A 16841-nucleotide genomic window follows, 5' to 3' on the forward strand; every position below is an offset into this window, starting at 1 on the left:
TCACTCCCCCGCGCCGGTGGAGCGCTGGGGCGTGAACCAGCCCAGACCGGCCAGGGTTCCGGCGCGCGGGCGGTATTCGCAGCCGACGAAACCCGCATAGCCCAGCCGATCCAGCTCCTCGAACAGGAAGGGATAATTCAACTCCTCCCCCGCCGGTTCATGGCGCGAGGGGACCGACGCGATTTGGATGTGGCCGGTGATCGGCAGCAAACGGCGCAGCGCCATCGTGCAATCGCCATGCAGGATCTGCCGGTGGTACAGGTCGAACTGAAGCTTGACGTTCGGGCGGTCGAGGTCGGCGATCAGCCGTTCGGTCGCGGCGAAATCGTTCAGGAAATAGCCGGGCATGTCGCGCCCGTTGATCGGCTCCAGCAGCAGATCAAGGCCGCGTTCGGCCAGCGCGTCCGCCGCGTGGATCACGGCGCGGCGGTAGCTGGCCCGCGCCGCCGGGTCCGCCGGATCGGCCAAACCCGCCATCAGATGCAGACGGCGGCAGCCGGTGGCCTCGGCGTAGCGCAACGCCGTCTCAACCCCGGCCTGAACCTCGGCGAACCGCTCCGGCAAGGCCGCCAGCCCGCGTTCCCCCGCCGCCCAGTCGCCGGGCGGCATGTTGAACAGCGCCTGGGTCAAACCGTTGCGCCGCAACCGCGCCGCGACCGCGTCGGGCGGATGGTCGTAGGGGAACAGATACTCCACGGCCTGGAATCCGGCGTCGGCGGCGGCGTCGAAGCGGTCCAGGAACGACCATTCATTGAACATCATGGTCAGGTTGGCGGCGAAGATGGGCATGGCGGTCACGGCCTCTTGTCGGCTTTGGCGGCGGTCTCAGGCGTCAGCGTCTTAGACGGCGGCGTCTTAAACGGCGGCGTCTTGGGCGCTGGTTTTGGCGGCGTCGGGCAGAACCGCGCCGGACAGCGCGGCGTAGATGCGGGCCAGCGACGAATCATCGTCCCGCCCCATCCCGGCCCCCGCCGTGGCGAGATACATCTGCAACGCGGCGGCGGCCACCGGAACGGGATAGCGCGCGCTGCGCGCCATGTCCTGGATGATGCCCAGATCCTTGACGAAAATCTCCACCGCGCTCAAGGGCCGGTAATCCCCGGCCAGAATGTGCGGCACTCGATTCTCAAACATCCAGGAATTGCCCGCCGACGCGGTGATGACCTCATAAACCTTGCCCAGATCCAACCCCTGCTTGGCGGCGAAGGCCATCGCCTCGCAGGCGGCGGCGATGTGGACCCCGGCGAGAAGCTGGTTGACCATCTTGAAGGCGGCGCCGGTCCCCGCCGACTCGCCCAGCTCGTACAGCTTGCCCGCCATGGCGTCGAGCGCCGGGCGCGCCTTGGCGAAGGCGGCCTGCGAGCCGGAGGCGAGGATGGTCAATTGCCCCTGCGCCGCTTTCGCCGCGCCCCCGCTGATCGGCGCGTCCAGATAGAGCCGCCCGGTCGCTTCCAGCCGGTCGGCCAGACGGCGGGCGATCTCCGGCGCCATGGTGGCCGAGGACAGGAAAACGGCGCCGTCCGCCATCGTCTCCGCCGCGCCCGCCGGGCCGAACAGCACGGTTTCGGTCTGGTCGGCGTTGACGACGACGCAGACCACCACGTCGGCGTCGCACGCCGCCTCCGCCGGGCTGGCGGCGGCGTGACCGCCCTCAGCCACCAGCCGCTCGACATTCGCGGCGGTCACGTCGCAGCCGACGACGCGGAACCCAGCCCGCAGCAGCGATTGCGCCATGCCGACCCCCATCGATCCCAAACCGATGACGGCGGCCTTGCCCCCGGCGGGCGCGGCGTTGGACGAAACACTCATCATTCACACTCCAGTTGGATGGCAACCGCGCCAGACGCGCGAAAAAAGGGGCGGGACGCCGGGTCGATGTCACGGCGGCGCGGCGTCCCGCCCAAGGTTCGCGCACCAGCGCGCGGGAGGACCCTCAGCGATTGACCAGCTTGGCCGGGACGGTCAGGACGGCGCCCGCGCCGATCACCAGCACGGCGGCCAGCGCGTACATGCCAAACGCGGTGCTGCCGGTGAAATCTTTAATCGCGCCAATCAGATAGGGACCGGCGAACCCCGCCAGATTGCCAACCGAATTGACGATGGCGATGCCCGCCGCCGCGCCGGTTCCGGTCAAAAAGGCGGTGGGCAAGGACCAGAAGAGCGGGGCGCAGGTGATGACGCCGGCGGCGGCCACCGACAGGCAGGCGATGGCGAGCGGCGTGCTGGTCGCCGTCGCCGCAACGATGAAGCCGACCGCGCCGCAGAGAGCGGGAACCACCAGATGCCAACGACGTTCGCGCATCCGGTCGGCGCTGCGACCGCACAGGATCATGACCACCACGGCGCACAGGAAGGGGATGGCGCTGATAAGCCCGATGTTGAAATTGCCGACCACGCCGGTCGCCTTGACCAGAGACGGCATCCAGAAGGTCAAGCCATACTGACCGATGACGAAGGTGAAGTAGATCAGGCACATCAGCCACACCCGGCCATCCTTGAAGGTGGCGGCGGTGGTCTGCGGGCTTTGCTTGGTCCGGCTGTCCGCCTCGATGTTGCGGGCGAGCAGCTCCTTTTCGTCATCCTCCAGCCACGCCGCATCCTTGATCGAGTTGTCGAGGTGGAGGAAGACGGCCACGCCCATCAGCAGGGCGGGAACCGCTTCGATCAGGAACATCCATTGCCAGCCCGCCAGACCATGGCTCTGGTTGAAGCTGTCCATGATCCAACCCGACAGCGGGTTGCCGAAGATGCCCGACACCGGGATCGCCGACATGAAGATCGCGATGATCTTGGCCCGACGGTTCGACGGATACCATTGCGTCAGATACAGAATCACGCCGGGGTAAAAGCCCGCCTCGGCCAAACCCAGCAGGAAGCGCAGGGCGTAGAACATTTCCGCCGAATCCACGAACATGAAGGCGGCGGAAATGACGCCCCACGTCACCATGATGCGGGCGATCCACAGCCGCGCGCCGACCCGGTGCAAAATCAGGTTGCTCGGCACCTCGAACAGGAAATAGCCGAGGAAGAAGATCCCCGCCCCCAGCCCGAACACCGTTTCGCTGAAGCCCAACGCCTGCGACATCTGGAGCTTGGCGAAGCCCACATTCACGCGGTCGAGATAGGCGACCACATAGCACAGCATCAAAAACGGCACGATCCGCCAGAACACCTTGCGGTAGGCGCGCGTCTCGACGGCTTCAACCGGGCCGTCCGCCGCCAGCACTTGCTGCGACATCGTTTCCTCCAAGGGGTTTTTCCTGCGGGCGTTGCGTCGCCCTTTCGCCGCCGCCAGAGTCAAATTTGAATTGGCAGCGCTGCCAAATGGTCATAACATTCATTGGCAGCGCTGCCAATCAATTTTGGTGGCGCTGCCAACAATTGTTGCGGCGCACCGGCGGAAGGCGGAGAATGTCCAAAGTTTTGAAGCTTTTAAGGACATGCGACGGTGGACGGACGTGCCAAATCAGCGGCGGCGGTGACGCTGGCGGAGGTCGCGGCGGCGGCGGGGGTGGGGGAAAGCACCGTGTCGCGCGTGCTGCGCAACCACGGCTCCTTTTCCGCCAAAACGCGGGACCGGGTGATGGACGCGGTGAACCGGCTGGGCTACGTCCCCAACATGATCGCCGGGACGTTGGCCTCGGCGGGGTCGCGTCTGGTCGGCGTGATCGTGCCGTCCTTTTCCAACATCGTCTTCGCCGACGTGCTGCGCGGGGCCAGTCAGGCGCTGGACGACAGCGGCCATCAATCGGTGATCGGAGTCAGCGACTATGACCCGGCGCGGGAGGAGGAATTGATCGCCTCGATGCTGTCCTGGCGTCCGGCGGCGATCCTGCTGGCCGGGCTGGAGCACACCGAACGCGCCCGCGCCATGCTGAAGGGCGGCGGCGCGCGGGTGGCGGAGATGCTGGACATCGACGGGAACGGCCTTGATCTGGTCGTCGGTTTCGCCACCGCCGAAACCGGACGGGCCAGCGCCCGCCATCTGCTGGCGCGCGGCTACCGGCGCATCGGCTATGTCGGCCATGATCTGAGCCGCGACACCCGCGCCGCCAAGCGGCTCGCCGGGTTCGAGGACGCCTTGGCCCAATCCGGCCTCTGTCTGATCGACCGCGAGATCGCGCCGGTCCCCTCCTCCGTCGAGGTTGGGCGGGATGGGCTGGAGCGGTTGCTGGCCCGCCGCCCGGATCTGGACGCCGTCTATTTCTCCAACGACGACATGGCGGTCGGCGGCTATTTCCTGTGCCTGTCGCGGGGAATCGCCATTCCGGGGCGGTTGGCGCTGTTTGGTTACAACGGTTTGGACGTCGCCCGGCTGACGCCGCAGCCCATCGCCACGATCCGCACGCCGCGCGTGCTGATCGGCGAAACGGCGGCGCGGCTCGCCCTGACTGGCGCGCCCGCGCAAACCGTCGACGTCGGGTTTGAACTGATCGAGGGGGCCACGGCCTGACCGCTGGCCCGACAACAGGCAAGGAAGCAGCGATGAGCGACAGCAAACTGCGCGAGGACATGTGCCGCTATGGCCGGTCCCTGTTCGAGCGCGGCCTCACCCCCGGATCGTCGGGCAACATCTCCATCCGCCTGGACGATGGCGGGTGGCTGGTGACGCCGACCAACGCGTCGATGGGTTTTCTCGACCCGGCCCGGCTGGCCCGGCTGGATCGGAATGGCCGTTTGCTGTCCGGCGACCCGCCGACCAAGGAAATCCCGCTGCACAGCGCGCTGTACGACACCCGGTCCAGCACCCAGGCCATCGTCCATCTGCACTCCACCCACGCGGTCGCCGTGACCATGCTGCCGGAAATCGACCCGCGCGTGGTTCTGCCGCCGATGACGCCCTACGGCCTGATGCGGGCGGGCCAGACGGCGTTGATCCCCTACTACCGCCCCGGCGACCCGGCGGTCGCCGACGCCATCCGGGGGTTGGCCGGGCGCTACTCCTCCGTTCTGCTGGCCAACCACGGGCCGGTGGTCGCCGCCACCACGCTGGAGGGCGCGGTCTTCGCGACGGAGGAGTTGGAGGAAACCGCCAAGCTCTATCTGCTGCTGCGCGGCATGAACCCCCGCTGTTTGACCCCGGCGCAGGTCGCCGACCTTGTCGCGACCTTTGGCTTGGAACTGCCGCACCCCGATCATGTCCATGGGCATGATGGGCGTTGTCACGGGTCGGAGGATTGACGCCCCCTCAGCGAAAACTCTCGATGGGCAGGCCCAGGCGGCGCAGGCGGTCGTAAAGCGTCTTTTTCGGGAGCTTCAGCGCCTCGCTGGCCGCGCCGACGTCGCCGCCGGTCAGCCGCATGGTTTCGGCGATCAGCGAGCGCTCGAAGCTTTCCAACTGCTCCGCCAGGGACGGTTCCTGCTCGCTGGGTTTGGCGGTCAGGTCGATGACGCCGCCCTGGACGCGCAGGACGAAGCGGTCGGCGATGTTGCGCAATTCCCGCACGTTGCCGGGCCAGGCGTGCGCCATCAGGCGCAGCATCTGGCCCTGCGTGGCGATGGGGGCGTCGCGGCCATAGCGGGCGGCGGCCTGAAGGACAAAATGCTCGAACAGCATCGGAATGTCCTCCCGCCGTTCGCGCAGCGGCGGCAGGTCGATGGTGACGACGTTCAGACGGTAATAGAGATCCTCGCGGAAGCGCTGCTTGCGGCTCAGCTCGACCAAATCCTCCTTGGTCGCGGCGACGACGCGCAAATCAATGGGAATCGGGCGGTTGGCCCCCAGACGCTGGACCGAGCGCTCCTGAATCACCCGCAACAGCTTGACCTGAAGCGCGACCGGCATGGATTCGATTTCGTCCAGGAACAGGGTGCCGCCGTCGGAATATTCGAACTGCCCGACCCGCGTGCGGATCGCCCCGGTGAAGGCCCCGGATTCATGGCCGAACACCTCGCTTTCAAACAAGGCTTCGGGCATGCCGCCGCAGTTCAGCGCGACGAAATTGCGGTCGCGCCGGTTGGAATATTGGTGCAGGCAACGCGCGACCATCTCCTTGCCGGTCCCGGTTTCCCCCCGGATCAGCACGTCGGCGCCGGTGTCCGCCACATGCAGGATGGTCGCCCGCACCGCCACCATGGCGGGCGACTGACCAAGCAGCAGCGCCTCGACGCCCTGGCGGTCGCTCAAGCGGCGGCGCAGCGTGTCCACCTCCAGCATCAGGCTGCGGCGCTCCAACGCCCGCTGCGCGGCGTCCACCAGCCGGTCGGAGGCGAAGGGCTTTTGAATGAAGTCATAAGCCCCGCCGCGCATCGCCTCCACCGCCATCGACACGTCGCCATGCCCCGTCACCAGCACCACCGGCAACCGGGATCCACGGCGATGGCGCGGCGCAGCAGCTCCAACCCGTCCATGCCGGGCAAACGGACGTCCGTCACCAGAATGCCGGGGAAATCCGCGTGGATCAGGGCCAGCGCCGGGGCGGCGGACATGAAGCCCCGCACCTCCAACCCGGCCAGCCGCAGCGCCTGGGTGGCTCCGGCCAGAACGTCGGCATCATCCTCGACCAGCAGGACGGTCAGGCTGTGGGGCATTGCGGTTCCTTGATGGTGGGAAGCGGAAGCGGGTCGGCGGCGGGCAGGTCCAGCGTGAAGACGCAGCCCCCGCCATCCTCCGGCGTTTCAGACTGGTGGCGCAGGGTTCCGCCGAGTTCGCCGACGATGGCGGCGGAGATCACCAGCCCCAACCCCAGCCCCTGGCCAATCGGCTTGGTGGTGAAGAACGGCTCGAACAGGCGTGCGGCCACGTCGGGGGGAATCCCCGGCCCGTTGTCCTGGACCTCGATCACCACGCGATCCGCGACGCGGGCCGCCGACACGCGCAAACAGGGCGCCTCGCGTTCGGCCAGCGCGTCGAGCGCGTTGCTGAACAGGTTCAACAGCACCTGCTCCAACCGTTCGGGATCGCCGGGGACGGCCAGCCTGTCGGGAATTCCGGCCTTGTCCACGCGAACTCCCGCGCGCCGTATCCGCTCGTCCAGAAAGGACAGGGCGTTGGCGGCGCAGCTCTGAATCCGGCAGGGCACCGGATCGCCCGAGCGATGGGCGAAGGAGCGCAACGGCCCGGTGATGCGGCCCATCCGGTCCACCAGCCGCGTGGACGACGCGAGATTCTCCAGCACCGCGTCGGGCTGCTCCCGCCGCAAAAAGACGGCGGCGTTGTCGATCATCATGCGCAGCGCGGCCAAGGGCTGGTTGAGTTCATGCACGATGCCGGCGGCCATCTGCCCCAAGACCGCCAGCTTTTCTTTCTGGATCAATTCCGCCTGCGCGGCGCAAAGCGCGGCGGTGCGCGCCGTCACCCGTTCCTCCAAAACATCGTTGGCCCGTTGCAAGGCCGCCTTCGCCGCCATCTGCTGGCGGAACGCGGCGTGGCGCTGGGCCAGCGCCAGCAGAATCAGCAAAAGCACGACGCCGCCAAGACCGCTGACCAACGCCGCCTCCCGCCCGGCTTGGCGAAAGGGATCGAGCGGCGACAGGATCGTCATGCGCCAGCCAGTGCCGGGCAAGGGGCGGGTGTGGGCCAGATAGGCGACGGTGGGCGCGTCGTTTTCGGCCAGAGCCACCACCCGCGCGCCGTCCCCCGATCCTCGCGCTCCTCGACCGGCAGGGGTTTCAGCGTCACCGCGCCATATTGGCGGGTCAAGCTGGCCGTCGTCCACATCGGTTCGGACAAGGCGGCAGTCATGCCGAATTTCCAGGAGGGAACGGACGTCAGGATGACGACGCCCAGCCCGTCGGCGACGAACACGCGCTCGTCGCCGGGCGCCCAGCTCTCTTCGATCCGCTCCAGGCTCACCTTGGCCGCCGCCACGCCCAACACTTGATCGCCATCGCGGATGGCGACCGCGAAATAATAGCCGGGCCGCCCGTTGGTGGTGCCGACGCCGTAAAAACGCCCCTCGCCCCGCCTCCCCGCGTCCTGGAAATAGGGGCGGTAGGACAGATCCATGCCGACAAAGCTCAAAGGCGCCCGCCAGTTGCTGGCGGCCAGCACCCGGCCCGAGGGATCAAGCAGATAGAGATCCCCTGCCCCGGCCTCGGCGTTCAACCGCTCCAGATACTGGTTGGCCGTCGCCGCGCGCGCGCCGTCGCCGGGATGGCGCAGCGCGTCAAGGACGGAGGGGTGCAGGGCCAAGGTCTTGGGCACATAATCATATTTCGCCAGCGCGCTTTCCAGACCGGCGGAATACAGCTCCGACACATGACGGACGCGCTGCCCCCAGGCGGCCATGGCCGCGCGTTCGGCCCAGCCGCCGCCGACGGCCATGACGACCGCCAACAGGACCAGGGCCGCAAGCCCGACAAACAACCGGACGGCGAAGGACCCAGTCCGCATCACGCTCGTCGCCTTCCCCGCTTCATCCTAATGCAGCTTAACGCGCGGTTCGGTGCGATGCACGATCATGCGGGCCAGGGTGTCCAGCGTGGTCTTGATCGGGCCATGCAACGCCAACTCATGCTTCTTGTAGAGCGACAGATACATCAGGCGGGCGAACAACCCCTGCACCACCAGACTGCCGCCGACCAGCCCGCCCATCAAGCTGCCGACCGTGCTGTAGGCCCCCAGGGAGACCAGCGATCCGAAATCGCGGTAGCGGAAGGCGGTCAGCGGTTGGCCCGCGATGCGCCGCTTGATCTGCCGAACCAGATGCGCCGCCTGCTGGTGCGCCGCCTGCGCGCGCGGCGGCACCGTGCCGCCGGTTTCCGGCCAATGGCAGGACGCGCAGTCGCCCAGCGCGAAAATGTCGGGATCGCCGACGACCTGAAGCGTCGGTTCGACGAGAAGCTGGTTGATCGGGTTGGTTTTCAGCCCGTCCAGGGTCGCCAGCACTTCCGGCGCCTTCACCCCCGCCGCCCAGACCACCAGCTCGCTGTCCAGGAACCGGCCATCGGTCAGCCGGACGCCGCCGCTTTCGACCGCCGCCACCCGCGCGCCGGTGACGACCTCCACCCCCCGGCTGCGCAACAGCTCCTCCGCCGAGCGCGACACCCGGTCGGGCAGGACGGGCAACAGGCGATCCGCCGCCTCCAGCACCGTCAGGTGGATGTCCTTGCCCGGATTGATGCGGTCGAGGCCGTAAGACACCACGGCGGGCGTGGTCCGTTGGAGTTCCGCCGCCAGCTCGACCCCGGTGGCCCCGCCGCCGATGATGACGACGTGCAACTGTTCGGGCCGCACCGTGCCGGGCTGGGCGTGGGCGCGGATGCAGGCGTTGACCAGACGACGGTTGAAGCGCGCGGCCTGCGCGGCGGTGTCAAGCGTGAAGGCGTGCTCGCGCACCCCCGGCGTGCCGAAATCGTTGGAGCGCGCGCCGACCGCGATCACCAGCGTGTCATACCCGATGGAGCGCAGGGGCGTGATGAGCTGGCCGTCCTCGTCATGGGTCGGGGCGATCAGCAGCTTCTTGCCGGTCCGGTCGAGGCCGATCATCTCGCCGTAGCGAAAGCGGAAGCCGTGCCAATGGGCTTGCGCCAGCAAATCGACCTCATGATGGTGCAGATCCATGCTGCCCGCCGCCACCTCGTGCAACAGGGGTTTCCAGACATGGCTGCGGCTGCGGTCGATCAGCGTCACCTGCGCCCGCCCCCGACGGCCATAGCGGTCGCCAAGGCGGGTGGCCAGCTCCAGCCCGCCCGCCCCGGCGCCGACGATGACGATCTGATGCCGGGACGGGTCGCGCCCCTCCACCAGCGACGGGGTGGACGGGTCGTTGTCGGGTGGGACGGGATCTTGCGGCATGATGGGGCGTCTCCGTCAGATGGCGAATGGGGGACCGGGCCGGGTTCCGCCTCGCCTGCCCCCTCCCCAACCCTCCCCCGCTTTTCAGCGGGAGAGGGGGCCTGGAGCCTTGTCGGCGTTCGGCGGAGTTCCCTCTCCCGCCAAGGGCGGGGGAGGGATAGGGAGGGGGCAAAGCGTCGCAAAACCCGCGCCTGTCTGTTGGGCGATCAGCCTCAACCGGCCGATTTGGCGGCGGCGGGGCCAAGGCCGATGCCCATGGCCTCCTCCTCGCTGACCAGCACGGATTCGGGATCGTCGGCTTCCGCCTCGGTTTCCTGATTCAGATGCCGGTGCAGCTTGGCGGTGTCGAGCGCGCCCTCCCACTTGGCGATGATGACGGTGGCGACGCCGTTGCCGATCAGGTTGGTCAGCGCGCGGGCTTCGGACATGAAGCGGTCCACCCCCAGGATCAGGGCGATGCTCGCCACCGGAATGGTGCCGACCGAGGCCAGCGTGGCGGCCAGCACGATGAAGCCGCTGCCGGTCACGCCCGCCGCCCCTTTGGAGGTCAACAGCAGCACCCCGACGATGCCAAGCTGCTGGACGAAGGTCAGATCCGTGCCGGTCGCCTGGGCCAGAAACAGCGCCGCCATGGTCAGATAGATGCAGGTGCCATCCAGATTGAAGGAATAGCCGGTCGGCACCACCAACCCGACGACGGACTTCTCGCAGCCGAGAATCTCCATCTTCGCCATCATCCGGGGCAGCACCGATTCCGAGGAGGAGGTGCCAAGGACGATCAGCAGCTCTTCCTTGATGTAGGCGATGAACTTGATGATGCTGAATCCGGCCAGCCGGGTGACGGCGGCCAAAACCACGAAGATGAAGATCAGGCAGGTCGTGTAGAAGGCCGCCATCAGTTGGCCCAGCGACAGCAGCGTGCCGACGCCGTATTTGCCGATGGTGAAGGCCATGGCGCCGAAGGCGCCGATGGGCGCCGCCTTCATGACGAAGCCGACCACCTTGAAAAAGGCGTGGGCGCCCTGGTCGATGATGCCCAGCATCGGCTTGCCGCGCTCGCCCAGCGCGAACAGCGCGAAGCCGAACAGCAGCGAGAAGAACAGCACCTGAAGGATTTCACCCTGGGCGAAGGCGCCGACCACGGTGTCGGGAACGATGTGGGTGATGTAGTCGATCACCCCCTGTTCCTTGGCCTTGGCGGTGAAGGTGGCGACGGATTTGGCGTCGAGCGCGTTGGGATCGATGTTCATCCCGGCGCCGGGCCGCCAGATGTTGACCACGGCCAGACCGACGACCAGGGCCAGGGTGGTCATCACCTCGAAATAGATCAGCGCCTTCACCCCGACGCGCCCGACCTTCTTCATGTCCTCCATGCTGGCGATGCCGTGGACGACGGTGCAGAAGATGATCGGGGCGATCAGCATCTTGATCGTCTTGATGAACAGGTCGCCCAACCATTTCAGGCTGGCCCCGAAATCGGGAAAGAAGTGACCGACAAGGACGCCGACCACGATGGCGCTGAGAACCTGGACATACAGGTGTTGGTAAAACTTCTTGTGCTCGGCGGGGGTGCGGACGGGCGTGCTGGAAACGGACATGGCGCGCTCTCTTTCTACTCAGCCGCAAGGGCGAGGGATGATGCGGCGGGTTGCGTCAGGGCATCGACCGCCGTCAGGGCGGTCATGTTGACGATGCGGCGAACCGTGCTGGTCGGCGTCAGAATGTGGGCGGGCTGCGCCGCGCCCAGCAGGATGGGGCCGACCGTCACGCCGTCCCCGGCCACCGCCTTCAGCACGTTGAAGGTGATGTTCGCCGCGTCCAGGTTCGGCATAATCAGGAGATTGGCCTCCCCAGTCAGGCGGGATCCTGGAAAGGCGCGGTCGAGGATCAGCTTGGACAGAGCGGCGTCGCCGTGCATCTCGCCCTCCACCTCCAGATCGGGCGACAGGCGTTGGATGAGCGCCAGGGCGGCCCGCATCTTCCGCGCCGAATGGGTGTCGGCGCTGCCGAAGTTGGAATGGGACAGCAACGCCACCTTCGGCGTCAGGCCGAAGCGCCGCAGTTCGGCGGCGGCCAGCCCGGTCATTTCGGCGATCTGCTCGGCGGTCGGGTCGGGGTTGATGTAGGTGTCGCAGATGAACAGCGTGTGACGCGGCAGCATCAGCAAATTCATCGCCGAAAAGTCGCGCACCCCCTCGCGCAGCCCGATGATGTCGGACACGTTTTTCAGATGCGTGCCATAGGGGCCGGAGGTGCCGCAAAGCAGACCGTCGGCCCGCCCCTGCCGGACCAGCGCCGCGCCCAGCAGCGTGGCGTTGCCGCGCGTTTCGGTGGCGGCGTAGGCCCGTTCCAGCCCGTGGCGGCGGCGCAGCTCGTAATAAAGATCCGCCGCCGGGCCGACCACCGAATCATCGTCCAGACCGGCGACCTCGTAATCGCGCCCGGCTTCCAGATGCAGGCCAAGGGCGGCGATCTTGTCGGTGATCGCGGCGGCGCGCCCGACCAGGATCGGGCGGGCCAAGCGTTCGTCCACCACGACCTGAACCGCCCGCAAGACGCGGTCGTCCTCCCCCTCGGCGTAGACCACGCGCTTGGTTTCAGCGGCGGCGGCGGCGGCGAAAACCGGCTGCATCACCGTGCCGGAGCGGTAGACGAAACCGGCCAACTGGTCGCGGTAGGCCTTGAAATCGGCGATGGGGCGGACGGCGACGCCCGAGCGCATGGCCGCTTCCGCCACGGCGGGGGCCACGCTGGTGATGAGGCGGGGGTCGAAGGGGTTGGGAATCAGGTAATCCGGGCCGAAGCGCTCTTGCCGCCCATAGGCGGTGGCGACCACGTCGGACGGTTCGGCGTGGGCGATGGCGGCGATGGCGCGCACCGCCGCCAGCTTCATCTCTTCGTTGATGGTGGTGGCCCCGACGTCCAGCGCGCCCCGGAAGATGAAGGGGAAGCACAGAACGTTGTTGACCTGATTGGGATAATCCGACCGCCCGGTGGCGAGGATGGCGTCCGGGCGGACGGCCTTGGCCAGCTCCGGGCGGATTTCCGGGGTGGGGTTGGCCAGCGCCAGGATCAGCGGGCGATCCGCCATATCCTTGACCATCTCCGGCGTCAGCACGCCGCCCGCCGACAGGCCGAGAAAGATGTCGGCCCCCGGCACGACGTCGGCCAGGGAGCGGGCGTTGGTCTGGCGGGCGTAGCGCGCCTTGTTGTCGTCCATGTACTCGGTGCGGCCTTCGAAGACCACGCCCTTGCTGTCGACGACGGTGATGTTCTGTTTGGACAGGCCAAGGCTGACCAGCAGATCCAGGCAGGCCAGCGCCGCCGCCCCGGCCCCCGAACAGGCCAGACGCACCGAGCCGATGTCTTTACCGACCACCTTCAAGCCGTTGAGGATGGCGGCGGCGGTGACGATGGCGGTGCCGTGCTGGTCGTCGTGGAAAACGGGGATCGTCATGCGGTCCCGCAGACGGCGTTCGATCTCGAAGCATTCCGGGGATTTGATGTCTTCCAGATTGATCCCGCCAAAGGTCGGCTCCAGGCTGGCGATGATCTCCACCAGCTTGTCGGGGTCGGTTTCGTCGATCTCGATGTCGAAGACGTCGATTCCGGCGAATTTCTTGAACAGGCAGCCCTTGCCCTCCATCACTGGTTTGCTGGCCAGCGGGCCGATGTTGCCCAGCCCCAGAACGGCGGTGCCGTTGCTGATGACCGCCACCAGATTGCCGCGCGCGGTGAGGTTCAGCGCCTCCAGCGGTTCTTTCTGGATGGCCAGACAGGGGGCGGCGACGCCCGGCGAATAGGCGAGCGACAAATCATGCTGGTTGGTCATGCTTTTGGTCGGCGTGACCGCGATCTTTCCCGGCGCCGGAAAGCGGTGATAGTCGAGCGCGCTTTGCGTCAGTTGCTCGTCGGCAAGATGAGTGTCCACGAATGCCTCCCTGGGGCGGTGCTGTGTGGCGGGGGCTTATTTGCGTTTGGGCAGATAGAGGTCGGTGATCGACCCCTCGAACACTTCGGCGGCCAGACCGACGGTTTCGGACAGGGTCGGGTGCGGGTGAATGGTCAGGCCGATGTCGTGGGCGTCGGCCCCCATCTCGATGGCCAGCGCGGCTTCGGCGATCAGATCCCCGGCGTTGCTGCCGACGATGCCGCAGCCGATCAGACGCCCCGTCGCCTCGTCGAACAAAACCTTGGTCAACCCCTCGTCCCGGCCCAGCGACAGCGACCGACCGTTGGCGGCCCAGGGGAAAACGCCCTTGCCGTATTTCAAGCCCTTGGCCTTGGCCTCAGTCTCGGTCAGGCCGACCCAGGCGACTTCGGGATCGGTGTAGGCGACCGACGGGATGACGCGGGCGTCAAAGACGCTGGCGTGGCCCGCCGCCACCTCCGCCGCCACCTTGGCCTCGTGCACCGCCTTGTGCGCCAGCATCGGTTGGCCGACGACGTCGCCGATGGCGAAGATGTGCGGCACGTTGGTCCGCATCCGCTTGTCCACCGGGATGAAGCCGCGCTCGTCCACCGCGACCCCGGCCAACTCGGCCCCGATCAAACGACCGTTCGGACGACGGCCCACGGCGACCAGGATTTTGTCGAAACGGTCGGTCGTCGCCCCCGTCGGCCCTTCAAAATGGACGGTCAAGCCATCCGCCCCGGCGTCCACCCGCGTGACCTTGGTTTTGAGGTGGATCGCCTCATACTGGCGCTGGATCCGCTTGGTCAGCGGCGTGACCAGATCCTTGTCGGCGCCGGGAATCAACTGGTCCATCCATTCGACCACCGTCACCCGCGCGCCCAACGCGCGGTAGACCGTGGCCATCTCCAGCCCGATGATGCCGCCGCCGATCACCAGCAGCCGATCCGGCACGCCGTCGAGCGCCAAGGCGCCGGTGCTGTCGATGACGCGCCGGTCGTCGTGGGGGATGAAGGGCAGAGTCACCGGCTCCGACCCGGCGGCGATGATCGCCTGATCGAAGGAGACGCTTTGGCTGGATCCGTCCGCCCCCGTCACCACCAGCCGGTTGGGTCCGGCGAAGCGGGCGGTTCCGGTCAGGGTGGCGACCTTGCGTTGCTTGGCCAGCCCGGCCAAACCGCCGGTCAGCCGCTTGACCACGCCGTCCTTCCAGGCGCGCAGCGCGTCGAGATCAATGGTCGGCGCGCCAAAACGGACGCCGTGCGCCGCCATGTCCTCCGCCTCGTCAATCACCTTAGCCGCGTGCAGCAACGCCTTGGACGGGATGCAGCCGACGTTCAGGCAAACGCCGCCCAGCGTCGGCCAACGATCCACCAGCAGCACCGATTTGCCGAGATCGGCGGCGCGGAAAGCCGCCGTGTAGCCGCCCGGCCCGGCCCCGATCACCACCAGCTCGGCGTGACGGTCGGCCTTGGGCTGGTTGTCGGGCGCCGGGGCGGGAGTTGGGGCCACGGTCGCCGGAGCCGCGACGGCGGGTGGCGCGGCTTGCGGCGCGGCGGCGGCCCCGCTGTTCAGCACCAGCAGCAGGTCGCCTTGCGACACGCGGTCGCCGACCTTGACCTTCACCTCATGGACGGTTCCGGCGCGGTCGGTGGGGACCTCCAGCGTGGCCTTGTCGGATTCCAACGTCACCACCGGATCCTCGGCGGCGAGCGTCGCGCCCGGCGTCACATGCAACTCAATGATCGGCACGTCCTTGTAATCGCCGATGTCCGGGACGCGAATCTCGATCATGCTCATGGGGTATTCTCCGCAAACGGTGGAACGCGATGAAGGGCGGACGGGGCGCCGCGTCCGGCGCCCGCCCGGTCAGTGCAGCAGACGGCGCACATCCTCCAACACGTGACCCAGATGCCGGGTGAAGCGGGCGGCCAGCGCCCCGTCGATCACCCGGTGGTCGTAGGACAGCGACAGCGGCAGCATCAGGCGCGGAACAAAGTTTTCGCCGTTCCACACCGGCGCCATTTTGGAGCGGACCACCCCAAGGATGGCGACCTCCGGCGCGTTGACGATGGGGGTGAAGCTGGTGCCGCCGATGCCGCCCAGGCTGGAGATGGTGAAACCCGCCCCCTGCATGTCGGCGGGCGTCAGCTTGCCGTCCCGCGCCTTTTTGGAGGCGCTGGCCAGCTCCTGGCTCAGCTCCACAATGCCCTTGCGGTCCACGTCGCGCAGAACCGGCACGACCAGCCCGTCGGGCGTGTCGGCGGCGATGCCGAGATGGTAGTAATTCTTCAAGATCAAGCTGTCTTTCTCCGGCGACAGCGAGCTGTTGACCTCCGGGAAGGCTTTAAGCGCCGACACCGCCGCCTTGATGAGGAAGGCCAGCAGGGTGACGCGATAGCCCTTGTCCTTGGCCGCCGCGTCCAGCTCCTTGCGGTAGGCCTCCAGATCGGTGATGTCCGCCTCGTCGGTGTGGGTGACGTGCGGGATGTTGAGCCAGGCGCGGTGCAGATGCGGCCCGGACAGTTTTTTGATGCGCGGCAGCGGGCGCGTTTCGATGGGGCCGAATTTGGAGAAATCGACCGCCGGGATCTCAGGAATCCCAGCGCCGCCCGCCGGAGCGGCGGCGACCGGGGCGGCGGCGGGGCCGCGCAGGAAGGCGGTCAAATCCTCTTTGGTGATCCGGCCCTTTTCGCCGGTTCCCTTCACCTTGGTCAGATCGACGTCCAGTTCACGGGCGGCGCGGCGCACGCCGGGGCTGGCGTGGACCTGCCCGAAATCGATGATCGGCGCGCGGCCATCCGGGAGCGCTGCGGCGGGCGCGACCGGGGCGGGCAGGGCCGCCGGGTGCGGCTCTTGCTGGCTGAGCAGGGTGTTCGGTTGCGACAGCCCGCCGTCGCCCGCCGTCAGCTCCAGAACCGGCGCGCCCTGGCTGACCCGGTCGCCGACCTTGACCAGCAGCTTGCCGACGGTCCCGCCGAAGGGGGCCGGAATCTCCATCGTCGCCTTGTCGGATTCCAGGACGAGCAGCGGATCCTCGGCGTTGATCCGGTCGCCTTCCTTGACGTGGATCTCGATGATGGGAATGTCTTTGAAATCACCGATATCGGGGACCGTCACCGTCGTGATGGGCATCGTGTTTTCCACCATGGTCGTCAGTTCCTATTCCCAGCGCCCCGCCGTCTTCGC

At 67.5% G+C, this 16841-nt stretch carries 14 protein-coding genes; 2 read left to right on the forward strand and 12 right to left on the reverse strand.

Annotated elements, in window-relative coordinates; translation table 11 throughout:
* From otnI to D3877_RS13230, 3 genes are all read right to left on the reverse strand, one after another.
* On the reverse strand, positions 1-789 hold the full coding sequence (gene otnI / locus D3877_RS13220; protein WP_119831263.1) for a 2-oxo-tetronate isomerase: 789 nt from the start codon (positions 787-789) through the stop codon (positions 1-3).
* A 66-nt stretch (positions 790-855) separates the two neighbouring features.
* Positions 856-1812 carry an L-threonate dehydrogenase gene (ltnD, locus tag D3877_RS13225; RefSeq protein WP_119831264.1) on the reverse strand — a complete coding sequence of 319 codons (957 nt, stop codon included), beginning with the start codon at positions 1810-1812 and terminating at the stop codon, positions 856-858.
* Between the two features lie 121 nt (positions 1813-1933).
* Complete coding sequence (locus D3877_RS13230; protein ID WP_119832425.1) at positions 1934-3238, reverse strand: MFS transporter; 1305 nt, start codon at positions 3236-3238, stop codon at positions 1934-1936.
* 210 nt (positions 3239-3448) lie between these two features.
* On the opposite strand from D3877_RS13230, the gene D3877_RS13235 reads away from it, so the two are divergent.
* Both D3877_RS13235 and otnC read left to right on the forward strand, forming a co-directional pair.
* A complete protein-coding gene (locus D3877_RS13235; protein WP_119831265.1) occupies positions 3449-4453 on the forward strand; it encodes a LacI family DNA-binding transcriptional regulator in 1005 nt (334 codons plus the stop codon).
* A gap of 32 nt (positions 4454-4485) precedes the next feature.
* On the forward strand, positions 4486-5181 hold the full coding sequence (gene otnC / locus D3877_RS13240) for a 3-oxo-tetronate 4-phosphate decarboxylase (protein WP_119831266.1): 696 nt from the start codon (positions 4486-4488) through the stop codon (positions 5179-5181).
* Positions 5182-5188: 7 nt separating this feature from the next.
* Here the strand turns inward: otnC and D3877_RS13245 are convergent, their stop codons facing one another.
* The 9 genes from D3877_RS13245 to D3877_RS13280 all read right to left on the reverse strand — a co-directional run bounded on the left by D3877_RS13245 (position 5189) and on the right by D3877_RS13280 (position 16802).
* Positions 5189-6298: a sigma-54-dependent transcriptional regulator gene (locus D3877_RS13245; protein WP_338014625.1), complete on the reverse strand. Its 1110-nt coding sequence runs from the start codon at positions 6296-6298 to the stop codon at positions 5189-5191.
* Positions 6286-6531: a response regulator gene (locus D3877_RS30945; RefSeq protein ID WP_338014615.1), complete on the reverse strand. Its 246-nt coding sequence runs from the start codon at positions 6529-6531 to the stop codon at positions 6286-6288. The genes D3877_RS13245 and D3877_RS30945 overlap by 13 nt, the downstream gene beginning before the upstream one ends.
* The gene (locus D3877_RS13250) at positions 6516-7562 is read right to left on the reverse strand and encodes a sensor histidine kinase (RefSeq protein ID WP_147395189.1); all 1047 of its coding nucleotides are present in this window, start codon (positions 7560-7562) and stop codon (positions 6516-6518) included. The genes D3877_RS30945 and D3877_RS13250 overlap by 16 nt, the downstream gene beginning before the upstream one ends.
* Positions 7481-8335, reverse strand: coding sequence for a cache domain-containing protein (locus tag D3877_RS13255; RefSeq protein WP_119831268.1), 855 nt, complete (start codon positions 8333-8335; stop codon positions 7481-7483). Before D3877_RS13255 ends, D3877_RS13250 begins: the two co-directional genes overlap by 82 nt.
* 27 nt (positions 8336-8362) lie before the next feature.
* Entirely contained in the window at positions 8363-9739 is a 1377-nt protein-coding gene (locus tag D3877_RS13260; RefSeq protein WP_119831269.1) for an NAD(P)/FAD-dependent oxidoreductase, read from the reverse strand.
* 212 nt (positions 9740-9951) lie between these two features.
* Positions 9952-11337, reverse strand: a complete 1386-nt coding sequence (locus tag D3877_RS13265; protein ID WP_119831270.1) for a dicarboxylate/amino acid:cation symporter — start codon at positions 11335-11337, stop codon at positions 9952-9954.
* Positions 11338-11351: 14 nt separating this feature from the next.
* Entirely contained in the window at positions 11352-13670 is a 2319-nt protein-coding gene (locus D3877_RS13270) for an NADP-dependent malic enzyme (protein ID WP_238474875.1), read from the reverse strand.
* 36 nt (positions 13671-13706) lie between these two features.
* Entirely contained in the window at positions 13707-15452 is a 1746-nt protein-coding gene (gene lpdA / locus D3877_RS13275; protein WP_119831271.1) for a dihydrolipoyl dehydrogenase, read from the reverse strand.
* Between the two features lie 69 nt (positions 15453-15521).
* Positions 15522-16802, reverse strand: a complete 1281-nt coding sequence (locus D3877_RS13280; protein WP_199720796.1) for a 2-oxo acid dehydrogenase subunit E2 — start codon at positions 16800-16802, stop codon at positions 15522-15524.
* Between the last annotated feature and the right edge of the window lie 39 nt (positions 16803-16841).

It is taken from the genome of Azospirillum cavernae (assembly GCF_003590795.1).
GTDB classification, from domain to species: Bacteria; Pseudomonadota; Alphaproteobacteria; order Azospirillales; family Azospirillaceae; genus Azospirillum; species Azospirillum cavernae.

Excerpts from the sequence above, each read along its gene's own strand:
- D3877_RS13260 (WP_119831269.1), bottom strand. The coding sequence starts at position 9,739 with ATGCCGCAAGATCCCGTCCCACCCGACAACGACCCGTCCACCCCGTCG.
- otnC (WP_119831266.1), top strand. The coding sequence starts at position 4,486 with ATGAGCGACAGCAAACTGCGCGAGGACATGTGCCGCTATGGCCGGTCC.
- ltnD (WP_119831264.1), bottom strand. The coding sequence starts at position 1,812 with ATGATGAGTGTTTCGTCCAACGCCGCGCCCGCCGGGGGCAAGGCCGCC.
- otnI (WP_119831263.1), bottom strand. The coding sequence starts at position 789 with ATGCCCATCTTCGCCGCCAACCTGACCATGATGTTCAATGAATGGTCG.
- D3877_RS13230 (WP_119832425.1), bottom strand. The coding sequence starts at position 3,238 with ATGTCGCAGCAAGTGCTGGCGGCGGACGGCCCGGTTGAAGCCGTCGAG.
- D3877_RS13280 (WP_199720796.1), bottom strand. The coding sequence starts at position 16,802 with ATGGTGGAAAACACGATGCCCATCACGACGGTGACGGTCCCCGATATC.
- D3877_RS13255 (WP_119831268.1), bottom strand. The coding sequence starts at position 8,335 with ATGCGGACTGGGTCCTTCGCCGTCCGGTTGTTTGTCGGGCTTGCGGCC.
- lpdA (WP_119831271.1), bottom strand. The coding sequence starts at position 15,452 with ATGAGCATGATCGAGATTCGCGTCCCGGACATCGGCGATTACAAGGAC.
- D3877_RS13265 (WP_119831270.1), bottom strand. The coding sequence starts at position 11,337 with ATGTCCGTTTCCAGCACGCCCGTCCGCACCCCCGCCGAGCACAAGAAG.
- D3877_RS30945 (WP_338014615.1), bottom strand. The coding sequence starts at position 6,531 with ATGCCCCACAGCCTGACCGTCCTGCTGGTCGAGGATGATGCCGACGTT.